This window comes from Flavobacterium sp. TC780, from assembly GCF_056783245.1.
Genome location: NZ_JBXBAV010000171.1, coordinates 1 through 24,946, shown reverse-complemented (window position 1 = coordinate 24,946; position 24,946 = coordinate 1). Strand labels below are relative to the sequence as shown.

At 33.4% G+C, this 24,946-nt stretch carries 15 protein-coding genes, 2 tRNA genes and 4 pseudogenes; 4 read left to right on the top strand and 17 right to left on the bottom strand.

Going from position 1 to position 24,946, the window contains the following annotated elements:
* Positions 1-9 precede the first annotated feature (9 nt).
* The 7 genes from AC1RYN_RS19230 to AC1RYN_RS19200 are packed head-to-tail and all read right to left on the bottom strand — an operon-like array spanning position 10 to position 9,578.
* Positions 10-1,173, bottom strand: coding sequence for a cytochrome c oxidase subunit II (locus AC1RYN_RS19230; RefSeq protein WP_481808244.1), 1,164 nt, complete (start codon positions 1,171-1,173; stop codon positions 10-12).
* A gap of 19 nt (positions 1,174-1,192) precedes the next feature.
* Positions 1,193-2,623, bottom strand: coding sequence for a quinol:cytochrome C oxidoreductase (locus AC1RYN_RS19225; protein ID WP_481808243.1), 1,431 nt, complete (start codon positions 2,621-2,623; stop codon positions 1,193-1,195).
* A 30-nt stretch (positions 2,624-2,653) separates the two neighbouring features.
* On the bottom strand, positions 2,654-3,199 hold the full coding sequence (locus AC1RYN_RS19220; protein ID WP_481808242.1) for a c-type cytochrome: 546 nt from the start codon (positions 3,197-3,199) through the stop codon (positions 2,654-2,656).
* An 8-nt stretch (positions 3,200-3,207) separates the two neighbouring features.
* Positions 3,208-3,732 (bottom strand): DUF3341 domain-containing protein, encoded by a 525-nt coding sequence (locus AC1RYN_RS19215; RefSeq protein WP_195737733.1) that lies wholly within the window; start codon positions 3,730-3,732, stop codon positions 3,208-3,210.
* Positions 3,725-5,125, bottom strand: a complete 1,401-nt coding sequence (gene nrfD, locus AC1RYN_RS19210) for an NrfD/PsrC family molybdoenzyme membrane anchor subunit (RefSeq protein WP_195737734.1) — start codon at positions 5,123-5,125, stop codon at positions 3,725-3,727. Before nrfD ends, AC1RYN_RS19215 begins: the two co-directional genes overlap by 8 nt.
* 38 nt (positions 5,126-5,163) lie before the next feature.
* A complete protein-coding gene (locus tag AC1RYN_RS19205) occupies positions 5,164-8,220 on the bottom strand; it encodes a TAT-variant-translocated molybdopterin oxidoreductase (protein WP_481808241.1) in 3,057 nt (1,018 codons plus the stop codon).
* A gap of 32 nt (positions 8,221-8,252) precedes the next feature.
* Positions 8,253-9,578, bottom strand: coding sequence for a cytochrome c3 family protein (locus tag AC1RYN_RS19200; protein ID WP_481808240.1), 1,326 nt, complete (start codon positions 9,576-9,578; stop codon positions 8,253-8,255).
* A 220-nt stretch (positions 9,579-9,798) separates the two neighbouring features.
* Here AC1RYN_RS19200 and AC1RYN_RS19195 point away from each other — a divergent pair, with 220 nt between their 5' ends.
* Positions 9,799-10,188: an SPOR domain-containing protein gene (locus tag AC1RYN_RS19195; RefSeq protein WP_481808239.1), complete on the top strand. Its 390-nt coding sequence runs from the start codon at positions 9,799-9,801 to the stop codon at positions 10,186-10,188.
* A gap of 1,707 nt (positions 10,189-11,895) precedes the next feature.
* Here the strand turns inward: AC1RYN_RS19195 and infB are convergent.
* The 3 genes and pseudogenes from infB to rimP form a co-directional block, all read right to left on the bottom strand.
* Positions 11,896-14,773, bottom strand: a pseudogene (gene infB / locus AC1RYN_RS19190) (translation initiation factor IF-2).
* 47 nt (positions 14,774-14,820) lie between these two features.
* Positions 14,821-16,067 (bottom strand): annotated as a pseudogene (nusA, locus tag AC1RYN_RS19185) (transcription termination factor NusA).
* Positions 16,068-16,080: 13 nt separating this feature from the next.
* On the bottom strand, positions 16,081-16,545 hold the full coding sequence (gene rimP / locus AC1RYN_RS19180; protein WP_035623815.1) for a ribosome assembly cofactor RimP: 465 nt from the start codon (positions 16,543-16,545) through the stop codon (positions 16,081-16,083).
* 176 nt (positions 16,546-16,721) lie between these two features.
* On the opposite strand from rimP, the pseudogene AC1RYN_RS19175 reads away from it, so the two are divergent.
* A pseudogene (locus AC1RYN_RS19175) lies at positions 16,722-17,547 on the top strand (universal stress protein).
* A 95-nt stretch (positions 17,548-17,642) separates the two neighbouring features.
* Here the strand turns inward: AC1RYN_RS19175 and AC1RYN_RS19170 are convergent.
* Positions 17,643-17,713, bottom strand: a tRNA-Gln gene (locus AC1RYN_RS19170).
* Between the two features lie 110 nt (positions 17,714-17,823).
* Positions 17,824-17,894: transfer RNA gene (locus AC1RYN_RS19165), tRNA-Gln, on the bottom strand.
* A gap of 245 nt (positions 17,895-18,139) precedes the next feature.
* Here AC1RYN_RS19165 and AC1RYN_RS19160 point away from each other — a divergent pair.
* Positions 18,140-21,416, top strand: a pseudogene (locus AC1RYN_RS19160) (glycosyltransferase family 117 protein).
* Positions 21,417-21,507: 91 nt separating this feature from the next.
* Complete coding sequence (locus AC1RYN_RS19155; RefSeq protein ID WP_481808238.1) at positions 21,508-22,152, top strand: polysaccharide deacetylase family protein; 645 nt, start codon at positions 21,508-21,510, stop codon at positions 22,150-22,152.
* 56 nt (positions 22,153-22,208) lie between these two features.
* Here the strand turns inward: AC1RYN_RS19155 and AC1RYN_RS19150 are convergent, their stop codons facing one another.
* From AC1RYN_RS19150 to AC1RYN_RS19130, 5 genes are all read right to left on the bottom strand, one after another.
* Positions 22,209-22,505 (bottom strand): thioredoxin family protein, encoded by a 297-nt coding sequence (locus tag AC1RYN_RS19150; protein WP_035623602.1) that lies wholly within the window; start codon positions 22,503-22,505, stop codon positions 22,209-22,211.
* Between the two features lie 73 nt (positions 22,506-22,578).
* Entirely contained in the window at positions 22,579-23,820 is a 1,242-nt protein-coding gene (locus AC1RYN_RS19145; RefSeq protein WP_481808237.1) for a metallophosphoesterase, read from the bottom strand.
* 198 nt (positions 23,821-24,018) lie between these two features.
* Positions 24,019-24,261: a hypothetical protein gene (locus tag AC1RYN_RS19140; RefSeq protein ID WP_481808236.1), complete on the bottom strand. Its 243-nt coding sequence runs from the start codon at positions 24,259-24,261 to the stop codon at positions 24,019-24,021.
* A gap of 106 nt (positions 24,262-24,367) precedes the next feature.
* Positions 24,368-24,580, bottom strand: a complete 213-nt coding sequence (locus AC1RYN_RS19135; RefSeq protein WP_481808248.1) for a sensor histidine kinase — start codon at positions 24,578-24,580, stop codon at positions 24,368-24,370.
* A gap of 35 nt (positions 24,581-24,615) precedes the next feature.
* Positions 24,616-24,897 (bottom strand): sensor histidine kinase, encoded by a 282-nt coding sequence (locus tag AC1RYN_RS19130; RefSeq protein WP_481808235.1) that lies wholly within the window; start codon positions 24,895-24,897, stop codon positions 24,616-24,618.
* Positions 24,898-24,946 lie beyond the last annotated feature (49 nt).

Sequence of the window (24,946 nt, the reverse complement as noted above, 5' to 3'; positions counted from 1 at the left end):
TAATAAATATTATTTCATAGCTACTTTAGGAGCTTCTACTTTAGCAGTAGTATCTACTTTAGTAGTATCAGTACTTCCTGCTGCACCTTCTACTGGAGCTGGAGCTACTGCTGCTTTAATATCCTGAGCTAATGTTGCTTTATCGCTTAACCATTTTTTATAATCTTCTGGTGTATCAACTACGATTTTCATTTGCATGTTATAGTGCGATGTACCACAAATTTTATTACAAAGTAACAAATAATCAAAAGTATAAGGATCCAAAGCCGTTTCTCCTTTTGCTACTAAGTCAACACTTTTTTTAGAACGTATTGAATTAATATGCGCAACTTTCTCTATCATATAAGGCAACTCTCTGTATTCTGCAGTAGTATAAACTGGCGTAAAAGCAAATTCAGTAACCATTCCAGGTACACAGTTCATTTGCGCTCTAAAGTGAGGCATATAAGCTGAGTGTAAAACATCTTGAGAACGCATTTTGAAATGCACTTTCTTTCCTTTTGGTATATGTAATTCTGAAACCACGATATCATCTTGCGAATATGGATCTGACATATCAACACCTAAAGTGTTTACACCTTCAATTAATCTTACGTTAGCTTTTCCTAAAACATTATCTGGACCAGCGTATCTTGCTGTCCATTTAAACTGTTGAGCATATAATTCGATAACGATTGTATCTTCATCTTCATCAACAAACATAATGTTATTCCAAGCATATAATCCGTAAAGAATCAATCCTGCCAACACTACTGCTGGGATAACACTCCATAATGCTTCTAATCTATTATTATCTGCAAAATATAATGCTTTTTTATCTTTATCTCCTTTATATTTAAAAGAAAAATAATAAAGTAAACCTTGAGTAATAAATTGAACAATAAAAATTAAAACCCAAGTAATATTCATAAGGCTATCTACCAAACTACCATGTTCAGAAGCAGGTGTATGTAATGCTAATGGTCCCCATTTTATCAATCCATATATAGTAAATATATATATGAAAGCTAAGAACCCGAACATCAAATATCCTTGAATATTATTATCGTTATCAGATGCAACCTGAGAATCGTCCGATTTTGCACCTACCTGAGTAAGATCAAATATCTTGGTCAATTGCCATAATGCTACAGCTAATAAAACTAAAACTATAATTACCAACAAACTTGTCATCTGTTTATTTCTTTAAATATTAATAATGAAAATGTTTACTTTCTTCTATAAATGGATTTCTTTTTGGTAACAAAGGAGCTTTAGTCAATGCAGTGAAAACTACAAAAATAAACAATCCTAAGAAGAAAAGTACTGATGCAATTTCAGAAACACCAATAAACCATCTATCCCCTACTGTACCAGGCATAATCATATTAAAGAAATCAAGATAATGTCCTAATAAAATTACAATTCCAGCCATAACAATAACCCAACTGATTCTCTTGAAATCTGTATTGATTAAAATCAATAATGGGAAAAGAAATTTCATAACAACCGCTCCAAAGAAAGGAAGATTATAAAGTTGTATTCTAGTTACAAAATAAGTTACCTCTTCAGGTATATTAGCATACCAAATTAACATGAATTGTGAGAACCATAAATAAGTCCAAAAAACACTAATACCAAACATAAATTTAGCAAGATCATGAATATGGCTTGTATTTACATGCTCTAAATACCCTTTAGATTTCAAGTATACTGTTACTAATGCTATTGTAGTGATACCACTTACAAAGAAACTAGCAAACACATACCATCCAAACAATGTACTATACCAGTGTGGATCGATAGACATAATCCAATCCCAAGACATGATAGACTCAGAAACTATAAAGAATACTAAAAAACCAGCAGTCATTTTGAAATTCTTTTTGTAGTTCAAATCATCATTAGCTTCGTCTTGAGCTAAACATCTTTGTCTTGTATAATAGTTATATAAATTCCATCCAATCAAAAATATAGCAGCTCTAATAATCCAAAAAGGAAAATTTAAATATCCTGCTTTGTTAGCAATGATTGCATCATAATTTGGGCTTTTAGGATCTGTTACTCCATCTCCTAACCAAACAAACATATGATTAAAGTGTAATCCGCAAAGTACTAGAATAATAAAAAATATCACAGAACCTACAGGCAAGTAAGCAGTTATACCCTGCATTACTCTAAATAATACAGGAGACCATCCTGCTTGTGCAACTTGTTGAATAGCGTAAAACGCAAGAACCCCCATAGAAAGTAGCAAAAAGAAAATACAAGCAACATATAATGCTGACCATGGTTTATTTTGCAATTGGTGCAAAACATGATTTAAATGTTTTGTATGCTCGTCTGCAGCACCAACTTGAGCGTGTTCTTTTTTTCCTTCAGCATGTGCGTCATGAGCTGATTCAGCAGCACCATGAGTAGCTTCAGCTTGAGCACCATGAGTAGCTTCAGCTTGAGCACCATGAGTAGACTCAACAGTAGCATGTGTCGCTTCACCATGTCCACCATGTGACTCAGCAGCTAGTATTTTTTCAACTTCTTGAATATCTTTAGGTGCATTTAAAAAACCATACCCAATACCCAAAAGACCTAAAGCCATTAAGATGATAGAAAAAGTTTTTAATTTACTTGAAAATGTATACATATCTAATACGATCAGTTTGTTCAACAATTATTATAATTGGCTTTTTAGTTTTAGAACATAGTCAGCAACTAACCAACGTTCGTGAGTACTTAATTGATTTGCATGAGAACCCATTGCATTTAATCCGTAAGTCTCAACATGAAAAATACTTCCCTCAGTGATTTCTCTATCTTTATAGCTAGGAACTCCAAGGAATTTTTCTCTTTCTACCAATTTACCTTTTCCATTTCCAGTTGCACCATGACAACTCATACAATAGATCTCAAAAAGTTCTTTTCCTTTTTCAGAATTTCTATCTAAAGAATCTAAAGGTGATTTTAAATTAGCTTTTGCTAATTCATAACCTGCTGTAGAATTCTCATATTCATAAGGTTCAAAACCTCTATTTATAGTTCCGTTTACAGGAAGTTGAGCTTCCTTTCCTCCTTTAAATATATTAGCTTCTGCATATGGTTCATATGCTAAAGACTCATACATATTAGGGAAGTACTGATAGTTTGGTGCCGAAGTATTGTGGCATGATGAAACTAAAATAGTTATACCAACTAAAAGTGTTATTTTATATATACCTTTCATAGCTACAATTAATTCTTTTCTATTACTTTAACTTCTACAGCTCCCGTGTTTTGGAAAAAAGAAACTAATTCTTCTTCATTATTGTTAACAGCAACTTCCATCAAGAAATGGTCATCTGTTGTTCTTACATCCGGGTTTTCTGCTTCTTTAAATGGCCATAATCTACTTCTCATATAAAAAGTAATTACCATTAAGTGAGCTGCGAAAAACACAGTCATTTCAAACATGATCGGCACGAATGCTGGCATATTTTGAATGAAACTGAAACTTGGTTTTCCACCAATATCTTGAGGCCAGTCATGAATCATAATATAACTCATCATCGTAGTCGCTACAGTTATACCAACACATCCGTATAAGAAAGAACATATTGCTAATCTTGTTGGCGCTAAGCCCATTGCTTTATCCAATCCGTGTACCGGAAATGGAGTAAATACTTCTTCTATATGATGATGTGCAGCTCTAGTTTTCTTTACAGCATCCATCAAAATATCATCGTCATTATAAATGGCGTATATTACTTTATTACTCATGATGTGAATCTTTATTTGCTCTTTCTCTTATGTAATTATCTCCTGTTCCTTTCAAAATAGTTTTCACCTCTGCCTGAGCAATAACTGGGAATGTTCTAGAGTAAAGTAAAAACAATACAAAGAAGAATCCAATTGTCCCGATGAAAATTCCAATATCAACAAATGTTGGTGAGAACATAGTCCAAGAAGATGGAAGATAATCTCTATGTAAAGAAGTAACAATAATTACGAATCTTTCAAACCACATTCCGATATTTACTACAATCGAAATTATAAATGAGAACATGATACTTGTTCTTAGTTTTTTGAACCACATGAATTGTGGAGAAAAAACGTTACATGTCATCATTGACCAATATGCCCACCAGTAAGGTCCAGTAGCTCTATTTAAGAATGCATATTGTTCGTATTCTACTCCTGAGTACCAAGCTACGAATAACTCAGTAATATAAGCAACCCCTACGATAGAACCTGTAATCATGATTACGATGTTCATTAATTCGATATGTTGGATTGTAATATAAGCTTCAAGATTAGAAACTTTTCTCATGATGATTAACAAGGTATTTACCATTGCGAATCCAGAGAAAACCGCTCCTGCAACGAAATAAGGAGGGAAGATAGTAGTATGCCATCCTGGAATTACAGATGTAGCAAAGTCCATAGATACAATTGTATGCACAGAAAGTACAAGTGGAGTAGCTAAACCTGCAAGTACTAAAGACACTTCTTCAAAACGTTGCCAGTCTTTTGCTCTACCGCTCCATCCAAAACTCAAAATAGAATAAACTCTTTTATTAAAAGGTGTTATTGCTCTATCACGTAGCATCGCAAAATCAGGTAATAAACCAGTCCACCAGAAAACTAATGATACTGAAAGATACGTAGAGATTGCAAAAACGTCCCAAAGTAATGGAGAGTTAAAGTTTACCCATAATGAACCAAATTGGTTTGGTATAGGTAATACCCAGTATGCTAACCATGGACGTCCCATGTGAATAATTGGAAATAAACCTGCTTGGACAACAGAGAAAATTGTCATTGCTTCGGCAGAACGGTTAATCGCCATTCTCCATCGTTGACGGAAAAGTAGTAATACTGCTGAAATCAAAGTTCCGGCGTGACCAATACCTACCCACCAAACAAAGTTTGTGATATCCCAAGCCCAACCAACTGTTTTATTTAATCCCCATGTTCCGATACCTGTAGATACGGTGTAAATTATACAGCCTAATCCCCAAAGGAATGCTGTTAATGCGATTGAAAATACAATCCACCAATGTTTATTTGCTTTACCTTCAACAGGTGCAGCTACATCTACAGTTACATCGTGATAAGATTTATCACCTATAACTAAAGGTTTTCTAATGGGTGCTTCGTAGTGAGACGACATAATCCTTTATATTGTTTCTTAATTAATAATTTTTTGTACTAAGTATTTCTAACTTTAACGTGATAAATCACATTAGGTTTTGTTCCAACATGCTCCAATAAATGATACATTCTATCATCAGCGGCTAATTTAGTCACTTGGCTTTCTTTATCATTTACATCTCCAAATATCATCGCTCCAGAAGAACAAGCATTAGAACAAGCTGTTTGGAATTCTCCATCAACTACTGATCTACCTTCATTCTTAGCTTTTAATATTGTAGCTTGTGTCATTTGAATACACATAGAACATTTCTCCATAACTCCACGAGAACGAACATTAACGTCTGGGTTTAATACCATACGACCTAAATCATCATTCATGTGATAATCAAATTCACTGTTTTTGTTGTACAAGAACCAGTTGAAACGACGTACTTTATATGGACAGTTGTTAGCACAGTAACGAGTACCAACACATCTGTTATAAGCCATTTGGTTTTGTCCTTGACGTCCATGTGAAGTTGCCGCAACTGGACAAACAGTTTCACAAGGTGCATGATTACAATGTTGACACATTACTGGTTGGAAAGAAACTTGTGGGTTATCCCCAGCTTTTTCCATTTCGTTAAATGTAGACAATGAACTTGACAATCCCGCAATATTTTCTTTTCTTTCGTTATCTCCAGCAAAAGTACTTTCAGAAGAATAATATCTATCGATACGTAACCAGTGCATATCACGGCTTCTTCTTACTTCATCTTTACCTACTACTGGTACATTGTTTTCAGCGTGACAAGCTATAACACAAGCCCCACATCCTGTACAAGCATTTAAGTCAATTGAAAGATTAAAGTGATGTCCTGTTGAACGATCAAATGAATCCCACAAATCAACAGATGTAGCTGCTACTTCATTGTGATCCAAAGATACTTTTGGTTGTTCGTTCCAAAATTCAGCATCTTTAGTATTAAATATTTCAAGAGAGGTTTCTTTAATAATATCTCCTCTTCCCATTAATGTTTTTTGACCTTGCACACAAGCAAACTCGTGTTCTCCGCTAGCTTTTACAAGTTTAACAGATTGAATGTCATTAAAACCTTTATATAAAGAGTAAGCATTTAAACCTACAATCATTTCTTCTTTTAGAGCTGCCTTACGTCCGTAACCTAAAGCTAATCCAATAGTACCTACTGCTTGTCCTGGCTGAACAATCACTGGTACATTTTCAAGTTTAACTCCATCTGCTGTAGTAATAGTAGCATAACTTCCGTTTAACCCACCATTTGCAACAATCTCATTAGTCATATTCAATGACTTAGCGTCAGCGTTAGAAACTGTTACATAGTTATCCCAAGAAACTCTTGTGATTGGATCTGGAAACTCTTGCAACCAAGGGTTATTAGCTTGTTGCCCATCTCCCATTCCTGTTTTAGTATACAATACTAATTCGAAATCACCTAAAGCTTTTGATTGTGATACTGCATTTGCTGCAGCAGTATAATCAACAGATACTGCAGAAAGTACTGTAGAGCTTCCTACAAAAATACCATCATGTAATACTTTATTCCAACTAGAACCTGCAATTATTCCAGAAGCGTTAGCTTTGATATAATCATAAAAAGTTCCAGATGCTCCCGTTAGAGATAGTAAAACATCTTGAAATTGTTTAGTGTCAAATATAGGGCGGATAGTCGGTTGAGTAAGACCATATGTTCCTTTTGTAATAGATACATCATTCCAAGCCTCTAAATAATGAGGAACTGGTGCAGCAATTGTAGAAAGCAAAGCAGTTTCATCTTCTTTTAAAGAAAAAGCAACTGATGTTTTAACTTTTTTCAATCCAGCAACGAAAGATTCGCTATCTGCTAATGTATAAACTGGATTAACACCACTCATAAGTAAAGTATGAACGCTTCCTGCTTTCATATCATTAATTAATTGAGCAACTTTAGCGTCAGATCCTTTTCTTATTTGTCTTGTTTCAGAAGTAGTAAAAGCTTCACTTGCCAACACTTGGTTGATAGCCAAAACTAATAACTGAGCATTTTTATCTTGAATACCAGATACCAATACCCCTTTTGAACCAGCAGCTTTTAATTGTTGAGCCGCTTTAGTAACTTCAGCTTTAAACTTGCTGTCTAAATTAACAGCAACAGAAGAACCAGTTACAATATTATATATGTGTACTAATGCTTGTTTTTGATTAGCAGTTGACATAGGTAAACGCTTATCAGCAGCAGCACCAGACAAAGTCATGTTTGCTTCTAATTGGAAGTGACGAGACATTTTTCCATTTCTAGGAATACGTCCTTGTGCATAAGCAGAGTCATACCCCCCTCCTTGCCAATCTCCTAAAAAGTCAGCCCCTACCGAAACGATAAGTGATGCTTTCGAGAAATCGTAATTAACTAAAGCTCTTTCACCATAAACCGTTTCAAATGCATCTAAAGCAGATGATGACGATACTGCATCATAAACTACATGTTTTGCATTAGGGTTTTTAGCTATAAACTCAGCTATTAATTTTTCAGTCGATGGACTTGCTAAAGTATTTGTTAATAATACGATTTGACCACCTTTAGCATTTGCCTCAGCAATACTAGATTTAATTTTTAAATCAACAGCAGACCAAGTTGCATTTTTTCCTTCCAACTTAGGTTCTTTCAAACGCATACTATCATATAACGATAATATAGACGCATGAATTCTAGCATTGGCTGAAAATTTCGCTCCTGAAATTGTGTTATTGTCAATTTTAATAGGACGCCCTTCACGTGTTTTTACTAAAAGATTAGCAAAATCGAAACCATCAAAAACAGTAGTTGCATAATAATCTGCTACTCCCGGTATGATTTGTTCTGGTTGCAGTACATAAGGTATCGATTTGTGAACAGGGCCTTCGCAAGCTGCAAGTGTAACTGCCGCAGTACTAAACCCAACGTACTTTAAAAAGTCACGACGTGATGTTGAAGACGAAGCTAATGCTCCTGCATTCCCTAAGAATTCATCCGTAGGAATTTCTTCAACAAATTCGTTATTTCTAAGCGCCTCAACAATAGAACTATTTTCGTCTAGCTCTTCAACACTTTTCCAGTATTTTTTGTTTGATGACATTGTATATAAATATTAAAATCTTAATAATTTGATTAATAGTGGCATTTACCACACTCTAAACCTCCCATTTGCGCTGCAGTCAATTTCTCTACACCGTATTTTTTAGAAAGCTCTTCATGTATTTTAGTATAATACTCATTTCCTTCCATCTTAACATCAGTTTTTCTATGGCAATCAATACACCATCCCATTGTTAATTTAGAATATTGTTTCATGATTTCATACTCTTGTACTGGACCGTGACAAGTTTGACATTCGATACCAGCAACAGTAACGTGTTGTGAGTGATTAAAATACACAAAATCAGGTAAATTATGAATACGAACCCATTTTACTGGTTGCGTTTTCCCTGTATACGTTTGAGTTGTTTTATCCCAACCTACAGCATTATATAATTTTTGTATTTGCTCATCGTAGAATGCTTTGCTGTACTCTGGAGTAGCAGTAGTCTCTGCAACTTCAGAAATATTTTTATGACAATTCATACAAACATTCAAAGATGGAATACCAGCAGTTTTACTCACACGAGAAGCAGAATGACAATATTTACAATTGATCTCGTTATCTCCTGCGTGGATTTTATGAGAATAATGTATTGGCTGAATTGGCTCATAATTCTGATCTACACCTACTTGCATTAAATAAGCATACACAAAATAACCACTTGCCAATAGTAAGAATATAGAAGCAACCAAAACCAAAAATTGATTTCTAGCAAATGCTTTCCATAAAGAAACTCTAGGCTCTTTTGGAGTAACGTCGATTCCATTTGCTTTCGCAACTTTTCTCAATACATTATTCACTAAATAAAGCATCACTACTAACATACCCATCACAAGAGCAAGAGCTCCTAAGATTACGCTATTAGAGATAGCCCCGCTTTCTCCTCCTGATCCTGGAACAGCAGTAGTAGCTGTTGGAGCTGGAGCTGCAGCTTTAGGTTCAGAAGTATATGCGATAATATTATCTATATCTCCCGTTGATAATTGAGGAAATGAAGTCATGACCGCTTTGTTGTGATCTGCAAAAAGTTTTACAGCAACAGGATCACCTGACTTGATTAAGTCAGAACTATTGTGAATCCACTTGTAAAGCCAAGCTTTATCATGTTTTTCCGACACGCCTCTTAATTCGGGGCCTGTCGATTTCCCATCTAGTTTATGACATGCAGCACAATTTGCATTAAAAAGTTCTTTACCCTTTACCGGATCACCTCCCTGAGTTGCTACTGGAGCAGCTTCAGGCGCTGCTGGAGCAGCAGCATCTTGTGCAAATGAAGTTAGCGAGAAAATTAACGTTAGCCCTAAGCTTAAAAATAATTTCCTTGAGATCGAATTATGGTTACCCACCTTTTCCATATTGTATAATGATTATCTACTAAAATTTGGTACGGTTTTTTCTGTATATATATTACACAAAATAGAATACCTTCTTTTAAAACTTGCACAAAAATACAATTTAAGAACTATTCTCAAAACCTTAAAACAGCCTTAAATACCAATTTATATCAATTCTAAATAATTTTTCTAATATCCATTTATATATTAAATACTATTTTTGCATAAAAACCATCACATTATGAGAATTTTAACTCCTAGAAAAAAAGCACTTTACACATTATTACTACTAATTTCAGCATGTAACATTAATGCGCAAGATCAAAACATTACAGTAAATCAAGACCCAAAATTCGAGCAATTACTAAACGAAAAACGTAAAATTAACGCGTCAATTAGCGTTAATGATAGTTACAAAATTCAAATATTTAGTGGCAAGAGTGAAGAAGCAAAAAAAACACTTACTGACTTCAAACAAGAGTTCAAAAACATAGATGGCACCATTATTTTTAACACCCCAAATTACAAAGTAATGGTTGGTAATTTTAAAAGCAGAATTGAAGCCGAAAAAAACTTAGTTGAGATAAAAAGAAGATACAAAAATGTATTCCTCATCAAACCAAGTAAATAAAACATCAATATATAAAAAACATGCAGTTGCAAACAAAAAAGCCATTCAAATTGAATGGCTTTTTTACTTTATCACAAACTTCCAAAACAACGTAATTACATAATTTTGTTTCTAAATTAAAACAAAAATCTATATATGTTTTATAAAATAAATCAAAAAGTAAACACCCCTAAAAAACAATTAAAACTCTTCTCTACAACAAAATTTCAACAGATCAAACTATCCAATTTTCATACTTACTAAAAACAAAACAACCAATTAACAAACACAAAAAAGACAATATTTAATTTAAAAAATAGTCCAAGCAACAACTCAATTTCTCAATTAATTATTATCAAATAACAAAAACAACTTATTACTCCATATAAGAGATTCCTTATCTAAATGTATCCATTATCAACTATATTGCCCAGCCATAAGATCATCTAAAAACATTTCAAAACAAATGATTTCAATATCTAGTCCGCATTGCGCATCTTAAATCCTGAATAAAATATCATTTCATCTTTAAGAAATTCAAAATAGTTAAAAGAAGATTCATTCACACATATATAATAATTTAAAAAACAGCAGGCAAAGATCAATCAAAGACATCTAACAATAAGATGATCATCAAACTTAAATCAACGAAACTCAATAGTTATTCCATACTAATTTCAGCACAGAAACTTCATAGCTAATAAAAAAAACAAACACAATCGTACCGCTATTACATATTTCAAAACAATGCACGAATCAAAAAACAGGTCCTATAAAGAAAAATGGCAATCACAATATTTAACCAACAACCAAACACCCTCATAACAAATCAACCAATTTCCCTTTCGCCTTAGCTCATCAATAGTAATACAATCTGAAGCAATCCTAATAATCTTAAAAAAAGAAAACCAACAATCAAAACATCATAGCCGATACAATATGTACACCGATAAATATTATAAAATATCACTTCAAAAAACCATCATCCTTCATTGATAAAATTCAGCTCTAAAGCCACATTAATGTTGAATCTGATTACAATCTATTTTTTAATATTTATATTTTACAACATAGCAACCAACCAGAAATTCACATTCAAAAAATTAACCTTAGTAAAACAAAATTAAAAAACCACTTACACCAATACAACTTTACAAAAGAATACACCCATAGCCTACCTTACCAAATTCTCCAAACACAAACCGTGAATTAAGCTAACTTTACGATTTAGCCCCAAAACGGATTAACTACAAAAAAGCACTAAACTCGAGAAACTACACTCTACCCAATCAATTGAAACATTACTACCTTACTCGACGCAAACAAACACTCATTTCGCACAATTACAACTCACTGAACCGACAAAAACTAAAAAGACAAACTAAGCCCCTCTTAAATAAACATATTCAACACGTCGCCAAGAATTAGCCTTAATCTAAACATTCTCAAAATCAATCTTCATCATGACTACAACACTATCACTTTTGCCTCCTGACAAAATATTCAATTAAAACTTTTTAAAAATTCATTTTCAATAACAATATCTGCTCCTATGAATTAAAGCCAACTCACTAATAAAATTTCATCCTCCTAAATTACCCATACGGCAAGACCATAAAAAACGTTTCAAAATTATCTGAAGTCATATTCTTCATCCTAAAAAAGTTTCAATATTAAACAAAAAAAATCCCGACAAGTCGGGATTTTTAATTTGAAAAATATATAATATTATTTCAATTTCTTTTTGATTGCTACTTCGTGGTAAGCTTCTATTACATCACGCTCTTCGATATCATTAAAGTTTTTGATTTGAATACCACAATCGTATCCTTTACTAACTTCTTTAACATCATCTTTAAAACGTTTTAATGCTAATAACTCTCCAGTAAATACAACAACACCATCTCTGATCACTCTAATTTTAGAATTTCTTGCTATTTTACCATCCATTCACCATACATCCCGCAATAGATCCAACTTTAGAAATTTTGAATATCTCTCTAATTTCTGCAGTACCAAGAATTTCTTCTTTCATCTCAGGAGCTAACATTCCTTCCATCGCATCTTTCAAGTCATCGATAGCTGCATAGATAATAGAATAGTAACGGATATCAATTTCTTCTTTATCTGCTAATTGTCTTGCATTACCTGCTGGACGGACATTAAATCCAATAATAATCGCGTCAGATGCAGAAGCCAACATAACGTCAGTTTCAGTAATCGCTCCAACTCCTTTATGAATAATATTAATTTGAATTTCTTCAGTAGACAATTTAGAGAACGAATCAGATAACGCTTCTACAGAACCATCCACATCTCCTTTAAGGATTACATTCAGTTCTTTAAATTGACCAAGAGCAATACGGCGTCCAATTTCATCTAACGTAATATGTCTTTGTGTACGCACAGATTGTTCACGCATTAATTGAGAACGTTTTGAAGCAATTTGTTTAGCTTCTTTTTCATCTTCAAATACATTAAACTTATCACCTGCAGTTGCTGCACCATCCAATCCTAAAACAGATACTGGAGTCGAAGGACCTGCCTGTAAAACTGTATGCCCTCTTTCATCATGCATGGCTTTAATCTTACCATGATGTTTACCAGCCAACATATAATCTCCAATTTTAAGCGTTCCATGTTGAACTAAGATAGTCGAAACATATCCTTTTCCTTTATCTAAGAAAGCCTCAACAACAGTTCCTTGTGCTGCTTTATTTGGGTTTGATTTTAAATCTAAAATCTCTGCCTCTAGCAATACTTTTTCTAATAATTCTTTAACACCTAATCCTGTTTTTGCAGAAATATCATGTGATTGGATTTTTCCTCCCCAATCCTCAACAAGTAAATTCATACTTGCTAATCTTTCTTTTATTTTCTCTGGATTAGCATTTGGCTTATCAACTTTATTGATAGCAAATATAATTGGCACTCCTGCAGCTTGTGCGTGAGAAATAGCCTCTTTTGTTTGTGGCATAATATCATCATCCGCAGCAATTACAATAATAGCAACATCCGTAACCTGTGCTCCACGTGCACGCATAGCCGTAAACGCTTCGTGACCTGGCGTATCTAGAAATGCAATTTTTTGACCACTATCTAATGTTACTCCGTATGCTCCAATGTGCTGTGTAATACCTCCAGACTCTCCAGCAATAACATTCTCTTTACGGATATAATCCAGTAAAGATGTTTTACCATGATCGACGTGACCCATTACAGTTACAATTGGTGCTCTAACCACTAAGTCTTCTTCTCTGTCTTCAACTACCTCAATAGCTTCTTCGATATCTACAGTAATAAACTCAACTTCATAACCAAACTCATCGGCTACGATAGTTAATGTTTCTGCATCAAGACGCTGGTTCATGGTAACCATAATTCCTAATGACATACAAGTACCAATAACTTTAGTAATTGGCACATCCATCATGATAGCAATTTCACCTACAGTAACAAACTCAGTAACCTTAATCGTTTTACTTCCTTCATCTAAAGCTCTTTGCTCATCATCAGATTTTTGACGGTGTGTATCTCTTTTATCTCTACGGTATTTAGCAGCTTTTGATTTACCACCTTTACCTTGTAGTTTTTCAAGTGTCTCTCTAATTTGGTTTTTTACTTCCTCTTCAGTAGGCTCAACCTTAGCTACAATTGCAGGACGGTTTCCTTTTACAAAACCTGGTCTTGAACTTCTGTTAGCATTAAATCCTCCTCCGGCTCCTCCTGTGTTTGGAGTAATCTTATTAGGATTAGGTGTTCCTGGAGGCGTTGCTGGTCTAGGCGCACCTGGCTTAGGAGCAATTCTTTTACGCTTATTTTTATTAGCGTTATTTGCTGCAGCTCCTGGAGCTCCTGGTTTATTAGGAGTTATCTTTGGATCTTCTTTTTTCTTTTTCGGTTTATTAAATTGAGATAAATCAATCGTCTGACCTGTAAGAGTAGTTCCAGATAATTTTTGATATTGTGTTGTTATAGATTCTTCAACAGGAGGTGCTACTACAGCAGGCTCTGTTTTAGCAACAGGCGCTTTTTCTGCAGGAACCACCACTACTGGCTTAACCTCTTTTTTCTCTACAACTGGTTTTTCTTCTTTTTTCTCAGTAACAGCAACTGGTGGTTGTATAGGTTGAACTACCTCTTTCTCAACAGGTTTTTCTTCTTTTACAACTTCCTTAGGTGTTTCAACTTTTTCTGGCTCTGCTACTGAAGGAGTGTTTGGAATAATTGCAGGTTTTTTTGGATTTAGATTAATTTTACCAACTTGAACAGGAGCTGTTACAACAGCTCTCGCTTTTATAACCTCTTGTTGTTTTTGGCGCTCTTCGTCTTGTTTGCGTTTGTCTTCAATTTCTTTTTCACGTTCTACACGCAATGCTTCTTTCTCTTTTCTTTTTTCCTCACCAACTTCTTTTGAAGCCTCCTTATTTCCCTTATCGCCCGCAAATTGGCTTTGTAGGATATTAAATTCCTGATTAGAAATTTTTGCGTTTGGATTTGCATCAATAGCAATTCCCTTATCTTTTAGATAATCCACAGCTCTTTCTAATGAAATATTTAATTCCCTTAAAACCTTGTTTATTCTTATTACTCTCTCTTCAGACATAAAACCTTTTTATTATTACCTATTCGTTGTGTTGTGAGAAAGATAGCTTAACTATCAAACTCTTCTTTTAGTATACGCATTACATCTAGAATTGTTTCCTCTTCTAAATCTGTTCGTCTTACTAAATCTTCTACTTCTTGTTTTAAAATACTCTTTGCAGTATCCAATCCTATTTTAGCAAACTCTTCGATAACCCATCCTTCGATTTCATCAGAGAACTCTGTTAATTCGACGTCATCGTCTTCACCGCTTGCTACATCTCCTTCTCTAATAACATCAAGCTCATAGCCTGTTAATTGGCCCGCTAGTTTAATGTTATGACCACCTCTACCGATAGCTTTAGAAACTTCCTCTAATTTCAAGAAAACTTCGGCTCTTTTAGTTTCTTCATTAATTTTAATTGAAGATACTTTTGCAGGACTTAAAGCCCTTGTAATATATAATTGAATGTTACTAGTATAATTAATAACATCTATATTCTCATTTCCTAACTCACGTACAATTCCGTGAATACGAGAACCTTTCATACCAACACAAGCTCCAACTGGATCAATTCTATCATCATAAGAATCTACCGCTACTTTTGCTTTCTCTCCTGTATTCTAACCACATTTTTAACTGTAATTAATCCGTCGAATACTTCTGGTATTTCTTGTTCAAATAATTTTTCTAAAAACTTCTCTGAAGTTCTAGACATAATAATTTGTGGCTTATTCCCTTTTAATTCAACGCTTTCAATAATTCCACGAACGTTATCTCCTTTACGGAAAAAATCTGATGGAATTTGTTTTTCTTTTGGCAATACAATTTCATTTCCTTCATCATCCACCAAAATTACAACTCTTGGACGAACATGATGCACTTCTGCTGTATAAATATCTCCAATAATATCTTTAAATTGCTTATAAAGATTTGTATTGTCGTGTTCGTGTATTTTAGAAATCAAATTTTGGCGTAAAGCTAAAATAGCTCTTCTACCTAAATCAATTAATTTTACTTCTTCAGAAACTTCTTCACCAATTTCAAAATCCGCTTCAATTCTTCTTGCTTCTGTCAAAGTAATCTCTTCATTTTCAAAATCAAGATCTTCGTCAGCAACGATTACTCTCCTTCTCCAAATTTCCATATCTCCCTTATCAGGATTTATGATAATATCAAAGTTATCATCTGAACCGTATTTTTTCTTCAATGCATTTCTAAATACATCTTCTAAGATTGCCATAAGCGTTACACGATCAATAAGTTTATCATCTTTAAACTCTGAGAATGAATCGATTAATGCTAAATTTTCCATGCGAATTCTTTAATTAAAATGTTACTGTAACAATTGCCTCTTTAATTTCTGTATAAGGTATTTGCTGCTCTTTTTGAACTGTTTCTTTTCCTTTTCCTATTTTCTTAGGTTCCCTTGCTTCCCAAGACAAAATTATGAAATCTTCATTAGCATCAACCAATTCAGCCTCAATTTTTTCACCATTAGTATTTACAATCAATGTTCTACCAATGTTTTTCTTGTATTGTCTAACCATTTTCAATGGGGATCCAACTCCTACCGAAGCAACTTCCAAAGAAAAATCTTGTTCCTCTCTGTCCAAATTATTCTCGATAGCGCGACTAACATCAATACAGTCTTGCAAGAGCACACCATTATCTCCATCCAAAGATACAATTATCTTGAAAGCATCGGTAATGGTTAAGTCTATTAAAAAAATTGATGGTTTTTCTAAGAGACCCTCAGCTATTAATACGTTTACTTTTTCTTTAAATGTCATACTTTTATAAAAAGAGGGGACATTTAGTCCCCTCATTATTTAGATTTTAATAAATAACGGTGCAAATATAGTGTTTTTTTATAAATCAAAATAAATTGATTGCTCTAAAAATATTTCTTATCTTTATATAAGCACCAAAATAAATCTTTTTTCATGTAATTTAACATCAAAAAGTTATGAAACGCATATTAGTTCCCACCGATTTTTCCGAACACGCCGAAGACGCTTTAAAAGTCGCAGCGCAAATCGCAAAAAAAAATAATTCCGAAATAATCATACTTCACACCCTAGAATTACCTAGCCAAATGAACGATGCCATTACTGGCGGAATTAGCATTCCTGAGACGATGCTTTTTATGAAAAAGGCAAACGAAATGCTTTCCAAAATCGCCGAGAGAGCCTATCTAGATGGACTTACAATAATTGAGATGACAAAACTCGACAGACCTGCAGAAGGAATTGCAAAGGTAAGTAACGAGCATGAAATTGACTTAATTGTAATGGGCTCACATGGCTCTTCTGGACTCGAAGAACTAGTCATAGGATCGAACACAGAAAAAAGTAGTTCGCCATTCAGAAATTCCCGTTTTAGTAATAAAAAAACACACAAATGATTTTAAAACCACAAATTTTGTTTTCGCTTCTGATTTTTCAAAAGAAATAGAAAAACCTTTTAAAAAATTAATAGAATTTGCAAAATTTTTTGATTCTAAATTACATTTAGTCATGATTTGCACTCCAAATAGTTTCAAACCGACTCATGTTGCCCAAAAAATAATGAATGATTTCATCACTCCATTTAATCTTGACAATTATTCAACTCATATCTATAACGACACCAATATCGAAAATGGAATTATCAACTTCTCTAATAGTATTGATGCCGATTTAATAGGTATGTGCACACATGGCCGAACTGGATTCTCCCACTTTTTCAACGGCAGCATCAGTGAAGACATAGTAAATCATGCTGTACGACCGATAATAACTTTTAAAATATAAGCAAGCAACAATGAAAATTACACCACAATAAAGAGCGATAAAAAACTTTAAATTTATTGCATAAAAAAAGCCTCTCAATTGAGAGGCTTTTTATGTTGGTCTACAAGGACTCGAACCTTGAAAGACTGCACCAAAAACAGTTGTGTTACCATTACACCATAGACCAGCAGTGCTGTTAAGCGAGTGCAAATTTAAAGCTTTTTTTGACTTATACAAACTTTTTTTTCAAAAACTTTATTGCATAAAAAAAGCCTCTCGATTGAGAGGCTTCTTATGTTGGTCTACAAGGACTCGAACCTTGAAAGACTGCACCAAAAACAGTTGTGTTACCATTACACCATAGACCAGCAGTGCTGTTAAGCGAGTGCAAATTTAAAGCTTTTTTCAGTTTGTACAAGCGTTTTGAACAAAAAATTTAAAAAAAATGCTTTTTTTTTTTAAACAATCACAATGAGAACACGAAACCAATTCATATACAAGGAATTACTCCGAAAAATTACTTTTTTAGAAAAATATGTTAATGCTCGTTTGATTACACAAAAAAACATTTTCTTTGTAAGATTAAATAAGGACAAATTTTTAACACCTAAATATGGCACAATTCAACTTTAATAAATGGAATACAATTATTGGTTGGTTAACTTTTACAATAGCTTTAATAACCTACACACTTACCGTTGAACCTACAATGAGTTTTTGGGATTGTGGCGAATACATCGCTACAGCTGCAAAGCTTGAAGTGGGGCACCCTCCCGGAGCTCCTTTATACCAAATGATGGGTGCTTTCTTTGCAATGTTTGCTATAGATGATCAGCATATCGCTTTAATGGTTAATATGATGTCTGTATTCTCAAGTGCATTTACAATATTATTCATGTTCTGGTCTTCTTCTATTATTCTTAAAAAAATGATAGCACGTTTTTCTGAAATCAATAAGAACAATGCTATTGTAATTTTAGGAAGCTCTTTTGTTGGAGCATTAGCATATACTTTTTCTGATAGTTTCTGGTTTAATGCGGTCGAAGCAGAAGTTTATGCTATGGCATCCTTATTAATTGCTTTACTTTTTTGGTTAGGATTACGTTGGGAACAAGACATGCATACACCAAGAGGCAATAGATGGTTACTAATTATATCACTAGTAGTTGGTCTTTCATTTGGAGTGCATTTCATGGCATTGCTTACAATTCCCGCAATTGGATTCCTTTACTTCTTTAAAAACTACGAAAAAGTTACCATCAAGAACTTTATTATCGCCAATATTGTAGTGGTAGCTGTTTTACTATTCATTTTTATATTATTACTTCCGTTAACAATGGCTTTCTTTGGTAAAACTGAGATTTTCATGGTTAACGAAATGGGAATGCCTTTTAACTCAGGAACCATCTTTGTAGCCTTAGTTTTTATTGCTTTCTTTTATTTCGGATTACGCTACACTAGACAAAAAGGTCTTGTTTTTTACAATACAATAATACTTTGCATCTTATTCATTTTAATCGGATTCTCTACCTGGTTAATGCTACCTATTAGAGCCAATGCAAATACTGTAATTAACGAAAACAAACCATCGGATGCAACTGAGGTACTTGCTTATTATAACCGTGAACAATACGGAGTAAACCCTTTGTTTTACGGACCTCAATACACAGAAATGTTTGCAGGATTAGACAAAAACACTCCTTATCTTGACAAAAAACCGAACTACGAAAGAGATTATAAGACTGGTAAATATATAATCACCAACAATTATAAAAATGCTGTGCAAAATATGGATGATGCACAAAAAGCATTCTTACCTAGAATGTGGAGCACTGAACATGCTGAGAATTATGTAAACTTTACCAATCCTCCTGCATTTAAGATAAATCCAAACTATCCTTACGAAGATGATTTACAAAAATACGGTATCGATCCTAGTCAATTATCGGAAGAAGAATACAATAAAGCAACTACCCAACTGAGACATGAAGTTGAAAAAACTATCATGGAATTCAAAAAGGCTTATGCTCAAAAACAAATTGACAACGAAGGTTATATTAAATTCTTAAGAAGCTATCAAGACTACTTAATAGTTGAAAAACCAACAATGACAGACAACTTTGGCTTCATGTTCGAATATCAGTTTGGATATATGTACTGGAGATATCTAATGTGGAATTTTGTTGGCCGTCAAAGCGATGTTCAAGGAAAATACGACAACTTAGACGGGAACTGGATTAGTGGAATCAAATTTATGGATTCTATCCATTTAGGCTCTCAAGACAACCTACCATCTGATGTATTAAACAACAAAGGTAGAAATGTTTATTTTTTCCTGCCATTCATCCTTGGCTTAATTGGTTTAATGTACCATGCTAATAAAGATTTAAAAAGCTTCTATGTATTACTCGCTTTATTCTTATTTACTGGTTTAGCATTAAAAATATACCTAAACGAAAGGCCATTTGAACCTCGTGAGAGGGATTATGCCCTAGTAGGATCCTTTTATGTATTTGCAATTTGGATTGGATTTGGTGTATATGCCCTCTATGAGAGCCTACAAAAATACATCGCTCCAAAAATTGCTGGCCCGATAGTTATTGCAGCTAGTTTACTTGCAGCACCTGTACTTATGGCTTCTCAAAACTGGGACGATCATGACAGATCAAACAAATATACCGCTGTATCAATGGCTAAAGCTTATTTAAATTCATGTGATCCAAATGCTATTTTATATACTATTGGTGATAATGACACCTTCCCATTATGGTATGCTCAAGAAATTGAACATATCAGAACTGATGTGAAAATCGTTAACACAAGTTTATTCATGACTGATTGGTATATTGATCAAATGAAAATGAAAGCTTACGAATCAGATCCGTTACCAATTTCTTTTACACACGATCAATACGTAGGAGATAAACGAGATTATGTGGCTCACATTCCTAAAATAGACAGCCGATGGGATATTAAAGATTTTATAAATTTCATAAAAAACCCTAAGTCAACTGTTGAAATGCAAAATGGACAAACAATTCACTTTTACCCAACTAATAAAATTCGTCTTACTATAAACAAAGACAATATTATTAAGAATAAAAGTAGTTGCTCCAAAGTATTATGACTCTATTGTTCCTTATATCGACATTGATATTAAAGGAAGTGCCATATACAAAAATCGTTTGATGATGCTTGATATATTAGCAAACAACGATTGGAAAAGACCAATTTACTTTAGCGGTGGTGCTTTTGATGACGAAGATTATCTTTGGCTAAAAAACTACCTTCAGCTTGATGGTATGGCATACAAACTTGTACCTATCAAAAATGTTCCCTCTAAAGAAGGCGGACCAATGGATATGGGACAAATTGACTCTGATAAAATGTATGATATCGTAATGAAATGGGACTGGGGCAACAGCGACAGTGATAAAATTTACCATGATCCTGAAACTAGACGAAATAGTATCACATACCGTACGAACCTTTCTAGATTAATGAAACAATTAATTGCTGAAGGTAAAATTGACAAAGCCAAAAACATCATCAATTTAGCAATGACTAAAATGCCATTGGATAAATTTGGTTATTACTCATTAGTTGAACCTTTCGCAAAAGGATATTATGATGTTGGTGAAAAAGCCAAAGCGCATGACTTACTTGAAAAACTAATAAACAAATACAAAGAGAACCTTGACTATTACAGTCATTTAACTCCTTCTGAGCAATCTAGCCTAGCTATCGATATCATTACCGATATCGAAAGATACAGAAGCTTATTACAAGTAATGAAAGACAGTAAAGATTTACCGTTTTACAATAAACAAAAAGCTATCTTTAACACTTATGTAAATGTTTTTGAGCGATTTGGTCGTGAAAAAGAATAAATAATATTCTAAATATAATAATTAAAAAATGTAGCGCTATTGAAAAATACCGCTACATTTTTTATTTTTACATAATCTAAAATTTCTGAAAATGAGTTTTTATTGGATCAAGACAAACAAGCTAATTAAACATTTTTTTTCTAACTATTATTGGGACATCCCTAATAAAGAAAATAAAGTTTATTTGACTTTTGATGACGGCCCTACTCCCGAAATCACTGAATGGGTTTTATCTGAACTCAAAAAAAGAAATGCCAAAGCCTCATTCTTTTGTATTGGTAATAACATTGAGAAACACCCCGAAATTTTCAAAAAAATAATAGATGAAGGGCATTGCATAGGAAATCACACGTATGACCATTTAAAAGGCTGGAAAACCAGCACAGCAAACTATTTAAACAATAGTCTTTTGTGCGATAAACAAATTCAAAAATCTTCTATTAAAAACATTCAATCAAAGATTTTTCGCCCTCCTTACGGAAAAATTACAAAATCTCAATCGACACAATTACGCCAATTAGGTTATAAAATAATAATGTGGGATGTTTTAAGCGCAGATTTTGATCGAAGTATATCTCCTGAAAAATGCTTGCAGAATGTAATTAAAAATGTAAAATCAGGAAGCATCATCGTTTTTCACGATAGCATTAAAGCATCGCAAAACCTCAAATTTGCATTACCAAAAACATTAGATTATTTAAAGGAAAACCATTTTATATTTGATGTTATTTATTAAACACAGAACATCCAATAAAGTATAGAATACCACGAGTTTGCGGCATATAGAAGAGATTAGAATTGTTCTTGCACAATTCCAATAATAGTATTTGCATCTAATTCACCAGACTGCCTCCAAATCATCTGACCTTCTTTATATATCATTAAAGTAGGAAGCCCTTTTATCCTAAGAGCATCGGCTAATTCCTGATTTTTATCCACATCTATTTTAATCACCTTAGCTTTATCGCCTAGCGCAGCTGCAACATCCTTAATTACAGGATGCATTGACACTGATGATTCGTTCCAATCGGTGTAAAAATCTATTAACACTGGAACTTGAGCATTTATAAGTTCTCCGAATTTTGACATAAAACCAAAAATTTAATCTTTTTAAATCTACTAAAAAGAATTTATTATATACAAATGTAGCATTTTTAACGAATTATGCCACATTCTTCCCTTTTTTTAGTTCAATCACGGTTATTTCTGGCATTATCCCTACACGTCCTGGATAAGCATGAAAACCAAAACCACGATTTACATATACATAGCGACCTGCATTTTCATACAAACCAGCCCATTGTTTGTACACATATTGTGCCAAACTCCATTTAAAATAACCCGGAATTTCAATCCCAAATTGCATTCCATGAGTATGACCTGACAAGGTGAGGTGAAAATTCTTAGGATGATTTTTTATTTCATACTCCCAATGACTTGGGTCATGGCTCATTAAAACTTTAAAATCATCTTGATGAACATTTTGCGAAGCCTTATTTAAATCGCCTGCTTTTTTAAAATTATGCCCCCAATTTTCAACACCAACCAATGCTATTTTGTCATCTCCTTTTTGGATATAAGTATGTTCATTCAATAACAATTGAAATCCTATTTGTCCGTATAATTTTTTTATGGCTTCAAAATTTTCTTCTTTCTTCTCCTCTGATGGCCAAGTTACATATTCTCCATAATCATGATTTCCTAAAACTGAATATTTACCATATTTAGGCTCTTTTATTTTATTAAATGTCTCTAGCCATGGATGCATTTCGGTAGCATGTGTATTAACGATATCCCCTGTAAACAAAATCATATCTGAATTTTGTTCGTTTACCAAATCAATAGCATAACTTATTTTCTCCGGATTATCGAAGCTTCCTGAGTGTACATCTGAAATTTGTGTAATTCTAAATCCATCAAAAGCATCTGGTAAATCTGGAAAAAATACCGTTTGTTTGAATACTTTATAATTATACCTTCCTTCAAAAATCCCATAAATCAGAGACAAAAAAGGAACTGCCGCCAATCCTACTGCCAATTGACTTACAAATTTTCTTCGGCTAGGGATTACACTATTTGTTGTTGTGTTTGGATTTTCGATAAAATAATTAACAATCCCAACTCCTGCACGAAAAATCTCTTCGCCTAAAAGCACTAATGTTATTACAATTTTTGGCACATAAACCAATAACATTAACCCCATGGTAAACATAGTTTGCTTCGTTTGTCCAACTGAACGATCAAATTGCGTAAAGGAATATATTACAAATATAAAAAGTAGTAAACTTATTATTTGGTAACTTATCAGGAGCCATCTTAACTTAATTAATGTTCTAACTGCCTGAAAAGAATAAAACTCTATAAATAAAAAGAGACCACAAATAATTATAAAACGAATGACCATTAGGAAAAAAATTTTAGGCAAAGTAACAAAGAATGAATATGTAAAAACTTTTTGTTATCAAAAATTTAACGCAAACAATAACAAAAAAGCTGATGAATAAATTCACCAGCCTTTCACCTACTAAAACTATTATTTCACTTACCCCCTTATATAAATTATTAGCCCTAATTTACAGTAAGCAAAATACCTATCAAACCCTTATTTTTTTACTTTTGTAGCTTCTGGCTTAGCTACTTCTGTTTTCGCTGCTTCGGCTTTTTTATCTGCTTTCTTTTTAGCATGTTTTGTTGCTTTTACTTCTTTTGCTGGTGTTGTTTGTGCTGGTGTTGTTTGTGCACTTACCATTGCTGTTGTTCCTAAAACTGCTATAGCCAGCATTAATACTTTTTTACTCAAGTTTTGCAGTTTGTTTTTTTTGTTTTCGTGAATCTGTGATTTCATAATTGTGGTTTTTATGATTATTAACTCATTATTTATAGGTCAAAGATATATCCGCTAAATGAAGATTAAATGAAGATTTACCCTACCCGAAATTTTTAACTTTTAATTAAGCTTTTACACTAATAGGGAACAATAACAAAAACGTTGTACCTTCATTTGGTCTTGAAGTTACCTTAATATTTATATGATGAAATGAAGCAATACTATCGGCAATAGCCAAGCCTAAACCTTGCCCATCCTGATCTGAACTAATGCGGGTAAATCGATTAAATATATTTTCGATTTGGGCTTCATTCATTCCTATTCCCGAATCTGAAATAGACAGATAATAATGCTGGTTTAAAAACCCATCACTTACAACAATACTTCCTTTTTTTTATTATACTTTATTGCATTTGTCACCAAATTGTATAATAAGATATGTAGTAATGTTTTATTGCCTACAAAATTAAAATCATGCTCCATTTTATTAGAAAAACCTAATCCTTTATCATCTATTCTATCCTGAAGATCCTCATACAAACTATTAACGATTTCAGTAAAATCAATAGCTTCATTGGCCGCATATTGATTATTCTCTATTCGAGAGATTAATAATAAATTATTGAGGTGCTGCCTCCCTAACAACAGGAGCATGTATTAACCTTAGCAATACGGTACCTGAACCAAGTAGACGTACATAAAA